Raw genomic sequence first — 12,404 nt, forward strand, 5'->3', positions numbered from 1 at the left:
TCGGAAACAGGGCGCGCTATGATAGCCGCCCTGTTAAAGTACTGAAAATTTATCCAGCCTTCCGCGCCCGCAAGTACCCATGCTCAGCACCGAACTCAAGTCCCAGATCCAGGGCGCCTATTCCCGTTTCCTCGAAGCCAAGGGGCTCAAGGCCCGCTACGGCCAGCGCCTGATGATCGCCGAAGTGGCCAAGGTGCTGGGCGCCATCAAGGCCGACGACGAGGGCCATCGCGATGGCGAGCCCGCCGTGGTCGCGGTGGAGGCGGGCACCGGTACCGGCAAGACGGTCGCCTACAGCCTGGCGGCCATCCCCTCGGCCAAGGCCGCCGGGAAGCGCCTGGTGATCGCCACCGCCACCGTGGCGCTGCAGGAGCAGATCGTCCACAAGGACCTGCCCGACCTGATCCGCAACAGCGGCCTCAATTTCAGCTTCGCCCTGGCCAAGGGGCGGGGTCGCTACCTGTGCCTGTCCAAGCTCGACATGCTGCTGCAGGACGGCCAGGCGCAGAGCGCCACCGCGCAGCTGTTCGCCGACGAGGGCTTTCGCATCGACGTCGACGAGAGCGGGCAGAAGCTGCTCAACCAGATGATCGAGAAGCTCGCCGGCAACCGCTGGGACGGCGACCGCGACTCCTGGCCCGAGGCGATCGAGGACCAGGACTGGGCGCGCGTCACCACCGATCACAGCCAGTGCACCAAGCGCCACTGCCCCAACTTCCAGCAGTGCGCCTTCTATAAGGCGCGCGAGGGCATGACCAAGGTCGACGTTATCGTCACCAACCACGACATGGTCCTGGCCGACCTGGCCCTGGGCGGCGGCGCCGTGCTGCCGGACCCGCGCGAGACCGTCTACGTGTTCGACGAAGGCCATCACCTGCCGGACAAGGCCATCGGCCACTTCGCCCATTTCACCCGCCTGCGCTCCACCGCCGACTGGCTGGAGACGGTGGCCAAGAACCTCACCAAGCTGCTCGCCCAGCACCCGCTGCCGGGCGACCTCGGCCGCCTGATCGAGAACGTGCCGGAGCTGGCGCGGGAAATCCGCGGCCAGCAGCAGTTCATGTTCACCGCCTGCGAGGAGGTCGCCGACTTCCGCGCCGGCGAGGACATGGAAGGGCGCGAGCGCCCGCGCCATCGTTTCGAGGCCGGCGTGGTCCCCGAGCACCTGATCGAGATGGGCATCGAGCTGAAGAAGGGCTTCGCCAAGCTCAACGACGTCTTCACCCGCCTCACCGAACTGCTCAAGGAAGCCATGGACGGGGAGGGCAGCGTCGGCATCGCCAGCCACCAGGCCGAGGAGTGGTACCCGCTGTTCGGCAGCCTGCAGACCCGCGCCCAGGGCAACTGGGAGCTGTGGACCGCCTTCACCGCCGAGGACCCGGAGGAGAGCCCGCCCATGGCTCGCTGGCTGACCCTCGCCGAGTTCGGCTCGGCCTATGACATCGAGGTCAACGCCAGCCCGATCCTCGCCGCCGAGACCCTGCGGCGGAACCTGTGGAACGTCGCCTATGGCGCCCTGGTCACCTCCGCCACGCTCACCGCGCTCGGCACCTTCGACCGCTACCGCATGCGCGCGGGCCTGCCGAAGAAGGCCGTCACCGCCGTGGTGCCCAGCCCCTTCCACCATGCCGACGCGGGCGTGCTCAAGGTGCCGGACCTCAAGGTAGACCCCCGCGATGCCGCGGCCCATACCGCCGCGATCATCCGCGACCTGCCGCAGCTGGTCGAAGGCTCGCGCGGCACCCTGGTGCTCTACGCCTCGCGCAAGCAGATGCAGGAGGTCTTCGACGGCCTCGACCGCGACTGGCGCAAGCGCGTGCTCATCCAGGGCAACCTGTCCAAGCAGGAGACCCTGAACAAGCACAAGCAGCGGGTGGACGAGGGCGAGACCAGCGTGCTGTTCGGGCTGGCCAGCTTCGCCGAGGGTGTCGACCTGCCCGGCGCCTACTGCGAGCACGTCGTCATCGCCAAGATCCCCTTCGCCGTGCCCGACGACCCGGTGGAAGCGGCGCTGTCGGAGTGGATCGAGGCGCGCGGCGGCAACCCCTTCATGGAGATCGCCGTGCCCGATGCATCGCTGCGCCTGGTGCAGGCCTGCGGTCGCCTGCTGCGTACGGAATCCGACCGCGGCACCATCACCCTGCTCGACCGGCGGGTCGTGACCCAGCGCTACGGCAAGGCGATTCTCAATGCGCTGCCGCCCTTCCGCCGCGAGATCGGCTGAAACAGCCACCGCGGCGCTTGACGCCGGGCCCGCCTCTGCGATGATTGCCGGCTTGCGCGGGCACGGTTTTGCAGATCGCGGGCAACATTCGCCCATTCCGCTGTCTATGCACTGACTTCATGTGGGGAATCGGTTTCATGTCATCCAGAACCAAACCAGCGCTGCTGCTGCCCATCCTGCTCGCCATCGGTGGCTTGAGCGCGGCGGCACAGGCCGAGACGCTGTTCAACTTCGTACGCCCGCTGGACTCCGTCACCGTCACCACCCAGGACGCCGGCCTGCCCAGCGTGACCGCCGAGAACACGCCCGAGGGCGAGATTCTCCGTCGTCTGAATTTCAACCAGGCCGACAAGCCCAGCCTGCGCCTCTCGCCGCAGAGCGGGACCTGGGACTGGAGCAAGGCCGGGGCCATGAGCCTGCGCCTGCAGAGCGCCATGGACTGGGCCCTGACCCTGGACGTGACCATCGAGAGTGCCGACGGCAAGGTCGTGCGCACCCGCCTGGCCCTGCCCGCCGGCCCGGCGCAGACGCTCTTGGTCCCGCTCACCGCCACCTCGCCCCGCGCCCACGGCATGCGCGCCGCGCCGCCGCAGCCCTGGGTCCGCGACGGCAAGCGCTACCTGCTGGCCACCGAAGTGGAAGGCGAGCTGGACCTGACCAAGGTCAGCGCCGTGACCCTTTCCCTCGACCACCCCAACGCCGTGCAGAGCGTTTTGCTGGGCCGCTTCGGCACCGCCGAGCAGAGCCTGCAGGATGACTACTACAAGGGCCTGATCGACGGCTACGGCCAGTACACCCGCGCCGACTGGCCGGAGAAGATCAAGAACGACGAGCAGCTCAAGAGCGCCGCCCAGCAGGAGCGCAAGCAGCTCGATGAGTGGCAGAAGAAGCTCCCCGAGCAGGACGCCTACGGTGGCTGGCTGGCCGGCCCGAGCTTCGAGGCCAAGGGGTTCTTCCGCACCGAGAAGCGCGACGGGCGCTGGTACCTGGTGACCCCGGAAGGCCATCCCTTCTATTCGCTGGGCGTCAACGCCGTCACTCCCGAGCACAGTCAGACCTATGTGGAAGGCCGCGAGGCGATGTTCACCGCCCTGCCCAAGGACGGCGAACCCCTGGCCGCCTGGTACGGCAACGGCGACAGCCGCCGCGACACCGGCTCGACCAAGGGACGCGCCTTCGACCACGGTCGCTGGTACGACTTCTATGGCGCCAACCTGGAACGCACCTACGGCAAGCAGGACAAGGCCGCCTGGGTCGACCACAGCATCGAGCGCCTCAAGGCCTGGGGCTTCAACACCGTCGGCAACTGGAGCGCAGGCGAATTCAACACCCGCCAGCGCATGCCCTACACCATTCCGCTGTCGATCCACGGCGACTACGCCACCATAAGCACCGGCCTCGACTGGTGGGGCGGCATGCCCGACCCGTTCGACCCGCGTTTCGCCATGGCCGCCGAGCGGGCCATCGCCATCGCCGCGCGTGATCATCGCGACGACCCCTGGCTGATCGGCTACTTCGCCGACAACGAGCTGGCCTGGGCCGGCCCCGGCGACGACCCGAAGTCCCGCTACGCCCTGGCCTACGGCACCCTGCGCCTGACCACCGACGTGCCGGCCAAGCGTGCCTTCCTTAAGCAGCTGCGCGACAAGTACCGCAACCAGCAGGGCCTGTCCCAGGCCTGGGGCGTCGAGCTGCCCGCGTGGGAGCTGATGGAGGACCCGGGCTTCGAGGCGCCGCTGCCGAACCCCGAGCACCCGGCCATCGAGGAAGACCTCAAGCGCTTCCAGCGTTTCTTCGCCGACACCTACTTCAAGACCATCGCCGAGTCGATGAAGTGGCACGCGCCGAACCACCTGCTGCTGGGCGGTCGTTTCGCCGCCAGCGTGCCGGAGGCGGTGGAGTCCTGCGCCCAGTACTGCGATGTGCTGAGCTTCAACTTCTATACCCGCGAACCTCAGCATGGCTACGACTTCGAGTACCTGCGCAAGCTGGACAAGCCGCTGATGGTCACCGAGTTCCACTTCGGTTCCCGCGATCGCGGTCCGTTCTGGGGCGGTGTGGCCGAGGTCTACAAGGAAGAGGAGCGCGGCCCGGCCTACGCCAACTTCCTGAAGAAGGCCCTGGAGGAGCCGCTGATCGTCGGCGCCCACTGGTTCCAGTACCTCGACCAGCCGGCCAGTGGCCGACTGCTCGACGGCGAGAACGGCCACCTCGGCCTGGTAGGTATCACCGACCGTCCCTATGACGGCTTCGTCAAGGCGGTGCGCAAGGCCAACCTGGACGTCGCCGCGCAACTGGCCAAGCCCGTCGAAGCCAAGCCGGCCGACAAGCCGGCTGAGAAGGCAGCAGCACCGGCTCCCGCTGCCAAGCCCGAGGCCAAGCCTGCTCCCAAGCCGGAAGCCAGGCCCGAGAGCAAGCCGGAAGCCAACGCCGAGGCGAAGCCCGAGGCCAAGCCGGCCGAGCCCAAGCCCGAGGCGGCGCCGGCCGAGCAACCCGAGCAATCGGAGAAGCCCGTCGGCAAGCCCACCGACGAGGCGACGCCCAAGCCCGACCCCGCGCCGAAGGTCGAGACCGACCCCGCGCAGAAGCAGGATGCGCCGGATGCATCCTGAGTCATTCGACTGACCGATGAACCCTGCGCCGAACTTCGGCGAGGTTCACAAAGGACGGCGGCCTTGGTAACAATGCCGCCGTCATTTTTTCCGAGGAGAGTGCCGGTGCAGACCCAGGGTTACTTCGACTTGCGCTTCGAGAAGGTGCGCGACCAGTTCGCCGCGCTGTTCGACGATCCCCAGGAGCGCGGCGCCGCGCTCTGCGTCCAGGTGGGCGGCGAGACCGTGCTCGACCTCTGGGCCGGTGTCGCCGACAAGGACGGCCAGGAGGCCTGGCAGACCGACACCATCCTCAACCTGTTCTCCTGCACCAAGACCTTCACCGCCGTCGCCGCGCTGCAGCTGGTGGGCGAGGGCAAGCTCGAGCTGGACGTGCCCGTGGCCCGCTACTGGCCCGAGTTCGCCGCTGCCGGCAAGGAGCGCATCACCCTGCGCCAGCTGCTCTCCCACCGCGCCGGCTTGCCGGCGATCCGCCAGCCGCTGCCCGCAGAAGCCCTCTACGACTGGCAGGCGATGACCACTGCCCTGGCCGCCGAGGAACCCTGGTGGACGCCGGGCGAGGAACACGGTTATGCCCCCATCACCTATGGCTGGCTGGCCGGCGAGGTGATCCGCCTGGCCGAAGGCCGCGGGCCGGGCGAATCCATCGCCGCGCGCATCGCCCGCCCGCTGGGGCTGGATTTCCATGTCGGCCTGGATGACGCCGAGTTCCATCGCGTGGCCCATATCGCCCGCGCCAAGGGCAACATGGGCGACGCCTCGGCCCAGCGCCTGCTCAAGTGCATGATGAGCGAGCCCACCGCCCTCAGTACCCGTGCCTTCACCAACCCGCCGTCGATCATGACCAGCACCAACAAGCCGGAATGGCGGCGCATGCAGCAGCCGGCGGCCAACGGCCACGGCAACGCCCGCAGCCTGGCGGGCTTCTACGCCGGCCTGCTGGACGGCCAGTTGCTCGACTCCGCGCTGCTCGCCGAGCTCACCCGCGAGCACGCCGTCGGCGACGACCGCACCCTGCTGACCCGTACCCGTTTCGGCCTGGGCTGCATGCTCGACCAGCCGGACGTGGCCAACGCCACCTACGGCATGGGCAGGCTCGCCTTCGGGCATCCCGGCGCCGGCGGCTCCATCGGTTTCGCCGACCCGGAGCGCGAGGTCGCCTTCGGCTTCGTCACCAACACCCTCGGCCCCTATGTGCTGATGGACCCGCGCGCCCAGCGCCTGGCACGCACCTTCGCCGAGTGCCTGTAGCGACACCGCTCGTCAGTTGAGCGGAATATCCCTTTGCGGATGAAGGGGTTGCGTCCAGAATTTCAGCCTGTACCTGAGATTGATGCGCCATCATGCGATGGCGCATCGCCTTCTCCCTTCACCTGTTACGGGGGCCCCTCCATGAAGCTGCTCAAGTCGTCCACCTTGATCCTCTGCATGACCGTTTCCGGTTGCAGCACCTTCAGCCACGACAAGCCGGCGGAACAAGCCCATGCACAGAACAGCGGCACCAGCCACTGGTGGTGGCCGTTCGGTGGCAGCGACGAGAAGGTGGCCAAGGCCGAGGTGCCCAAGGTCGACGAGAAGCTGACCCAGGCCTGGCTGGACCAGTACGAGCCGCGCCTGCGCGAGGCGGTCAAGGGCAGCAAGCTGGAAGTGGAGCGCCGCGACAACCTGCTGGTGGTCACCGCGCCGGTGGAAGGCTCGTTCAATCCCGATCGCCCCAGCATGCTGCTGCCCATCACCCTCGGCCCCTTCAGCCGTGTCGCCAAGCTGGTGGAAGGCGATCCCAAGACCGGCGTGCTGGTCCTCGGCCATGCCGACACCTCCGGCGAGGATGCCCTCAACCGCAAGCTCAGCCAGGAGCGCGCCCAGGCGGTGGCGGCGATCTTCCGCCTCAGCGGCCTGCAGCGTGATCGCCTGTCGCTCAAGGGCGTCGGTTCCGACATGCCCCGCGCGGCCAACGACAGCAAGGACGGGCGTTCCCTGAACCGTCGCGTGGAGATCCTCCTCACCCCGCAAGACACCCTGGTGGCCCTGCTGGCCCGCTACAACCAGCCACCGAAGGTCGCCCAGCAGGTGGTTGCGGCAGATCAAGGAAAATGAGCCTTCCTTGGGTAAGCTAGGGCTTTCCTTTTCCAGGACGCCGTGATGACCCAGACCCTCGCCGACATGCGCCGCGACTACACCCGCGACGGCCTCAGCGAAGCCCAGGCTCCCGAGGAGCCCTTCGCCCTCTTCCAGCAGTGGTTCGGCGATGCGGTGAAGACCGAGCAGTTGCCGGTCGAGCCCAACGCCATGACCCTCGCGACCGTCGATGCCGACGGTCGACCGCACTGCCGGGTGCTCCTGCTCAAGGGGCTCGATGCGCGCGGCTTCACCTTCTTCAGCAACTATGAGAGCGCCAAGGGCGAGCAGCTCGCGGCCCGTCCCTTCGCCGCCATGACCTTCTTCTGGCCCAGCCTGGAGCGGCAGGTACGCATCGAGGGCCGCGTCGAGCGGGTCACCCCGGAAGAGTCCGATGCCTATTTCCAGGTGCGCCCCCTGGGCAGCCGCATCGGCGCATGGGCCTCGCCGCAGAGCCGGGTGATCGCCGACCGTGCCGAGCTGGAGCAGCTCCTTGCCGAGACCGAGCGGCGCTTCCTCAACCTGGCGCCCACCTGCCCGCCGCACTGGGGCGGCTACCGCCTGCTGCCCGAGCGCGTCGAGTTCTGGCAAGGCCGTCCGAGCCGCCTGCACGACCGCCTCAACTACCGCCTCGTCGATGGCCGGTGGATGTTCGAACGCCTCGCCCCCTGAGGCTTTCCCGGGCGGCGTAGCCGCCCTGTAGACTGGCGGCTTCCCCAGGAGGCCGCCCCATGCTCGAACTCGACTCCACCCTGGCGCAGCACATCGTCGACCGCGCCATGGCCATCCTCCCGCACAACATCAATGTCATGGATGCCCAGGGCATGATCATCGGCAGCGGCGACCCGTTGCGCGTGCACACCCGCCACGAGGGCGCCCAACTGGTGTTGGCCAACCGCCGCGTGGTGGAGATCGACGAACAGGCCGCCGCCTGCCTGCGGGGCGTGCGCCCCGGTGTGAACCTGCCGCTGTTCCATGCCGAGCGACTGATCGGCGTGCTCGGTATCACCGGCGAGCCGGATACGGTGCGCCCCTATGCCGAACTGGTGCGCATGGCTGCCGAAATGCTGGTGGAGCAGCGCCAGCTGCAAGCCGAGCGGCACTGGCAGCGCCACCAGCTGGACGCCTGGCTGAACCAGCTCGCCGACCCACGGACCGACCTGGTGCAACTGGCCGCCGAGGCCGAGCGCATCGGCCTGCAACTGCCCTGGAGGCAGCAGGTCTGCGTGCTGGAGCTGATGGAGGAGGGCGACCCGGCGGAGCGACGGGCGCGGGTCCTGGATGGCCTGGCCCGGCAGGGGGTGCTGGGTGCGGCATTGTCCGCCCGTGAACTGATCTGCTGCCGGCCCTACAGCGCCGAGCGCGATGATGCCGTTTGGCTGGCCCAGGCCGACGAGCGTGGCTGGGGCATCGCCCGCCTGTGCATCAGCGACCCCCAGGCCGGTATCGGCGACCTGCGCGAGGCCGCCCTGGCCACCCGCTCGCTGCAGGCCTTCGCCCGTGCCTGCCGGCCACGGCAACGCATCTTCCACCTGGAGGAGCACCGGCTGTCGACGCTGCTGTTCGCCCAGCGTGACAGCTGGCTGCTCCGGCGCTGGCTCGGCCCGTTGCGGGCGCTGGTCCTGGAGGACGAGGACGGCGTGTTGTGCCGCACCCTGCGCTGCTGGTGCGAGCACGATGGCCAAGGCAACACCTGTGCCCAGGCGCTCGGCATCCACCGCAACACCCTGCGCTACCGCCTGGAGCGCATCGCCGAGCGGGTGGGCCTGGAGCAACCGCGTCACGACCAGTTGCTGCTCCTCGGGATGGGGCTGGACCTGCTGCGCTCCAGCGACCTTTGTGCAGATGCACGCGTGAAGGCGGCTCTGGAGGGGGCTTCCTAGGGCGCATGCATAAGGCCATGGCGACGGAGATGCGGCAGAATCGGGCCACTACCGGTATCCATAACAACAACTAAGGAGTCCGCACATGGGCCTGGTCCTGATCCTGGTGGCGTTGATCGCCTTCATCGTGCTGTCCACCACCCGCTTCAAGCTGCATCCCTTCCTTGCATTGCTCGCCGCGGCCTTCATCGCCGGCTTCGCCTACCAGGTCCCCACCGGCGAGATCGTCAAGACCATCACCACCGGCTTCGGCAGCATCCTCGGCTACATCGGCATCGTCATCGTCCTGGGCACCGTCATCGGCGTGATCCTCGAGCGCAGCGGCGCGGCCATCACCATGGCCGAGACGGTCATCCGCCTGCTGGGTGAACGCTTCCCCACCCTGACCATGTCGATCATCGGCTACCTGGTGTCCATCCCGGTGTTCTGCGACTCCGGCTTCGTCATCCTCAATTCGCTGAAGAACGCCCTGGCGGCCCGCATGCGTGTCTCCACCGTGGCCATGAGCGTGGCGCTGGCCACCGGCCTCTACGCCACCCACACCTTCGTGCCGCCCACCCCCGGGCCCATCGCCGCCGCAGGGAACCTTGGCCTGGATGCCAGCCTCGGGCTGGTGATCGCCGTCGGCCTGGTGGTGGCGCTGGCTACCGCCCTGGCGGGCATGTGGTGGGCCAACCGCTTCATCGGCCGCGAGGTGCAGCTGGAGGACGACCACCTGCCGCCGTCGGCGGACCAGGACTTCGCCGCGCTGCGTGCCGGCTACGGCAAGCTGCCCAGCGCCTTCCAGGCCTTCGCGCCGATCTTCGTGCCCATCCTGCTGATCTGCCTGGGCTCCATCGCCGCGTTCCCCGCCAAGCCCTTCGGCAGCGGCACCGTCTTCGGCCTGCTGAGTTTCCTCGGCCAGCCGGTGGTGGCCCTGCTGGTGGGGGTTGCCCTGGCCTGCACGCTGCTCAAGAGCGAGGACAAGCGCAAGGAGTTCCACGATCACGTGGTGGAGGGCATCGTGTCCGCCGCGCCCATCCTGCTGATCACCGGTGCCGGTGGCGCGTTCGGCGCCATGCTCAAGGTCACCCCGCTGGGCGACTACCTCGGCAGCACCCTGTCGGCGCTGGGCATCGGGCTGTTCATGCCCTTCGTGGTCGCCGCCGCGCTGAAGACCGCGCAAGGCTCGACCACCGTGGCGCTGGTCACCACTTCCGCCCTGGTGGCGCCGCTGCTCGGCCAGCTTGGCCTGGACAGCGAGATGGGGCGCGTGCTCACCGTGATGGCCATCGGTGCGGGCGCCATGACCGTGTCCCATGCCAACGACAGCTTCTTCTGGGTGGTGACCCAGTTCAGCCGCATGCCGGTGTCCCTGGCCTACCGTGCGCAGACCCTGGCGACCCTGGTGCAGGGTATCGTCGGCATGCTCGTCACCTGGCTGCTCAGCCTGATCCTGCTCTGACCGCAGTACTGCCCGGAGCCTGGCGCTCCGGGCCCATCCCGAGGTAACCCGATGAAGATTGTGATTGCCCCCGACTCCTTCAAGGAAAGCCTGAGCGCGCCCGACGTGGCCGCCGCCATCGGGCGCGGCTGGACTTCGGTGCACCCGGCCGCACAGGTACTGCTGCGCCCCATGGCCGACGGCGGGGAGGGCACGGTGGATGCCGTGCTCGCGGCCACGGGCGGCGAGCGCCGCACGGCCATCGTGCGGGGGCCGCTGGGGTACGGCGTCGAGGCGCACTGGGGTTGGCTGGGGAGGGCGGCGCGATCATCGAGATGGCCGCCGCCAGCGGCTTGCACCGGGTGCCCCAGGCCGACCGAGATGCCACCCGCACCTGCAGTTTCGGCACCGGTGAGCTGATCCGCGAGGCTCTGGACGCGGGCGCGACGCGCATCACCCTCGGCCTCGGCGGCAGCGCCACCAACGATGGCGGCGCCGGGCTGCTGCGGGCACTCGGGCTGCGTCTGCTGGACGCGGATGGCGAGGAGCTGGCGCCCGGTGGCGCCGCATTGGCGGGGCTGGCACGCATCGATCGCAGCGGCATCGATCCACGCCTCGCAGGTGTCGCGTTCGATGTGGCGGCGGATGTGGACAACCCGCTCTGCGGCCCTCGCGGCGCTTCCCATGTCTTCGGCCCGCAGAAGGGGGCGAGCCCGGCGCAGGTCGAGGCGCTGGACGCGGCCTTGCAGCGCTATGCCGATGTCGTGGCCGCCGAGCTGGGCGAGGATCACAGCCGCCAACCGGGTGTCGGCGCGGCCGGTGGGTTGGGCTTCGCCGCCCGGGCCTTTCTAGGTGCACGTTTCCGTCCCGGTATCGAACTGGTGGCCGAGCTGGCCGGGTTGGCCGAGGCGGTGGTCGGTGCCGACCTGGTGATCACCGGGGAGGGGCGCCTGGATTCCCAGAGCCTGCACGGCAAGACGCCGGTGGGCGTGGCGCGTATCGCACGCGCTGCCGGCGTCCCGGTGATCGCCCTGGCGGGCAGCCTGGGGGAGGGCTACCCGCGTCTGCGCGAGGCGGGCATCGAGGCGGCCTTCAGCCTGGTGCCCGGGCCGATGACGCTGGAGCGGGCGATGGCCGTGGCCGCCGGGGAGCTGGAAGCACGCAGCGCCGACATCGCCCGGCTCTGGGCGCTGGCGGCGCGCAATCAGGCGCCGGGGTAACGCTGCGCGGCCTGTTCCAGCCAGGCGGGCAGGTCCTTGCGCTTCACGCCCTCACGACGCGCGGCCTGCAGTTGGTCGAGCATGTAGTCGCGGCGCCCGGCATCCGCCCCGGCGAGCGACAGCGCCAGGTCGCGATCCATCCAGCGCTTGATGCGCACGTAGATCCACCAGTGGAAGTACAGCCCCGCTGCGGTGGTGACGACGATGATGAAATAATCCATGAACTACCCTTGCTCTGGCGGCACCCGGGCGCTTCGGCGTTGTCCGAGTGAGGAGTCTGTATGGAAACTGAACGGGTCGGCAGTTTGTTCAGGCGCCGGGTGACAGTTTCCGCAGCTGCGGAGTCTAATGGACGAGCATCCAATCTGGAGGAAATGCTATGCGTAAATCCGTTCTGCTAGTCGCTTCGTTCTCTGCGGTAGCGATGCTTCTGGGCGGCTGTCAGTCGAGCCTGACCGGAGACACCTATTCGCGCGACGAAGCACGCCAGGTGCAGACCGTGCGCATGGGCACCATCGAGTCGCTGCGTCCGGTGAAGATCGAAGGCACCAAGACCCCGATCGGCGCAGGGGCCGGTGCGGTCGTTGGTGGCGTCGGCGGCAGCGCCATCGGTGGCGGGCGTGGCAGCGTGGTGGCGGCGGTTATCGGCGCGGTCGCCGGCGGCCTGCTGGGTGCCGCGACCGAGGAAGGCCTGACCCGTACCCAGGGCGTCGAGATCACCGTTCGCGAGGACGATGGCTCCATGCGTGCCTATGTACAGGAAGTGCAGGAAAACGAAATCTTCCGTGTAGGCGAGCGCGTGCGCATCATGACCGTCAACGGTACCAGCCGCGTCTCCCACTGATCCCGGTTCGCCCGCCACGGGCGAATCCTCCCCGTTTCGTCTCTACTCTCCCGTGCTACCTCCGAGAGATGCGGCCGCGC

Annotated in this window: 8 protein-coding genes and 2 pseudogenes; 9 read left to right on the forward strand and 1 reads right to left on the reverse strand. The window is 68.7% G+C overall.

Translation table 11 applies throughout. The annotated features are described in order from the left end of the window. The first annotated feature begins 79 nt into the window (after nt 1-79). The 8 genes and pseudogenes from dinG (at nt 80) to PHLH3_RS07005 (ending at nt 11,480) form a co-directional block, all read left to right on the forward strand. Nucleotides 80-2,224, forward strand: coding sequence for an ATP-dependent DNA helicase DinG (dinG, locus tag PHLH3_RS06970; protein ID WP_213628689.1), 2,145 nt, complete (start codon nt 80-82; stop codon nt 2,222-2,224). A gap of 137 nt (nt 2,225-2,361) precedes the next feature. Next, nucleotides 2,362-4,836: a procyclic acidic repetitive family protein gene (locus tag PHLH3_RS06975; protein ID WP_213628690.1), complete on the forward strand. Its 2,475-nt coding sequence runs from the start codon at nt 2,362-2,364 to the stop codon at nt 4,834-4,836. A 105-nt stretch (nt 4,837-4,941) separates the two neighbouring features. Then, nucleotides 4,942-6,087 (forward strand): serine hydrolase domain-containing protein, encoded by a 1,146-nt coding sequence (locus tag PHLH3_RS06980; protein ID WP_213628691.1) that lies wholly within the window; start codon nt 4,942-4,944, stop codon nt 6,085-6,087. A gap of 141 nt (nt 6,088-6,228) precedes the next feature. Next, a pseudogene (locus PHLH3_RS06985) lies at nt 6,229-6,879 on the forward strand (OmpA family protein); the annotation flags it as partial. Nucleotides 6,880-6,978: 99 nt separating this feature from the next. Next, the gene (pdxH, locus tag PHLH3_RS06990; RefSeq protein ID WP_173176318.1) at nt 6,979-7,626 is read left to right on the forward strand and encodes a pyridoxamine 5'-phosphate oxidase; all 648 of its coding nucleotides are present in this window, start codon (nt 6,979-6,981) and stop codon (nt 7,624-7,626) included. 59 nt (nt 7,627-7,685) lie between these two features. Continuing rightward, nucleotides 7,686-8,837, forward strand: a complete 1,152-nt coding sequence (locus PHLH3_RS06995; protein ID WP_213628692.1) for a sugar diacid recognition domain-containing protein — start codon at nt 7,686-7,688, stop codon at nt 8,835-8,837. Between the two features lie 85 nt (nt 8,838-8,922). After that, the gene (locus PHLH3_RS07000) at nt 8,923-10,281 is read left to right on the forward strand and encodes a GntP family permease (protein WP_213628693.1); all 1,359 of its coding nucleotides are present in this window, start codon (nt 8,923-8,925) and stop codon (nt 10,279-10,281) included. Nucleotides 10,282-10,332: 51 nt separating this feature from the next. Continuing rightward, nucleotides 10,333-11,480 (forward strand): annotated as a pseudogene (locus tag PHLH3_RS07005) (glycerate kinase). Here PHLH3_RS07005 and PHLH3_RS07010 read toward each other — a convergent pair. Further along, the gene (locus PHLH3_RS07010) at nt 11,465-11,701 is read right to left on the reverse strand and encodes a hypothetical protein (protein WP_173176327.1); all 237 of its coding nucleotides are present in this window, start codon (nt 11,699-11,701) and stop codon (nt 11,465-11,467) included. The pseudogene PHLH3_RS07005 and the gene PHLH3_RS07010 sit on opposite strands and share 16 nt — an antisense overlap. 158 nt (nt 11,702-11,859) lie before the next feature. Here PHLH3_RS07010 and PHLH3_RS07015 point away from each other — a divergent pair, with 158 nt between their 5' ends. Further along, nucleotides 11,860-12,324, forward strand: a complete 465-nt coding sequence (locus PHLH3_RS07015; RefSeq protein WP_031287607.1) for a glycine zipper 2TM domain-containing protein — start codon at nt 11,860-11,862, stop codon at nt 12,322-12,324. Nucleotides 12,325-12,404: the final 80 nt, after the last annotated feature.

It is taken from the genome of Pseudomonas sp. Pc102, assembly GCF_018408275.1.
Classification (GTDB): Bacteria; Pseudomonadota; Gammaproteobacteria; order Pseudomonadales; family Pseudomonadaceae; genus Metapseudomonas; species Metapseudomonas tohonis.

What these genes read in the sequence shown, in the direction of transcription:
- pdxH (WP_173176318.1), top strand. Translation starts at nt 6,979, where the DNA reads ATGACCCAGACCCTCGCCGACATGCGCCGCGACTACACCCGCGACGGC.
- PHLH3_RS07000 (WP_213628693.1), top strand. Translation starts at nt 8,923, where the DNA reads ATGGGCCTGGTCCTGATCCTGGTGGCGTTGATCGCCTTCATCGTGCTG.
- PHLH3_RS07015 (WP_031287607.1), top strand. Translation starts at nt 11,860, where the DNA reads ATGCGTAAATCCGTTCTGCTAGTCGCTTCGTTCTCTGCGGTAGCGATG.
- PHLH3_RS06995 (WP_213628692.1), top strand. Translation starts at nt 7,686, where the DNA reads ATGCTCGAACTCGACTCCACCCTGGCGCAGCACATCGTCGACCGCGCC.
- dinG (WP_213628689.1), top strand. Translation starts at nt 80, where the DNA reads ATGCTCAGCACCGAACTCAAGTCCCAGATCCAGGGCGCCTATTCCCGT.
- PHLH3_RS06975 (WP_213628690.1), top strand. Translation starts at nt 2,362, where the DNA reads ATGTCATCCAGAACCAAACCAGCGCTGCTGCTGCCCATCCTGCTCGCC.
- PHLH3_RS07010 (WP_173176327.1), bottom strand. Translation starts at nt 11,701, where the DNA reads ATGGATTATTTCATCATCGTCGTCACCACCGCAGCGGGGCTGTACTTC.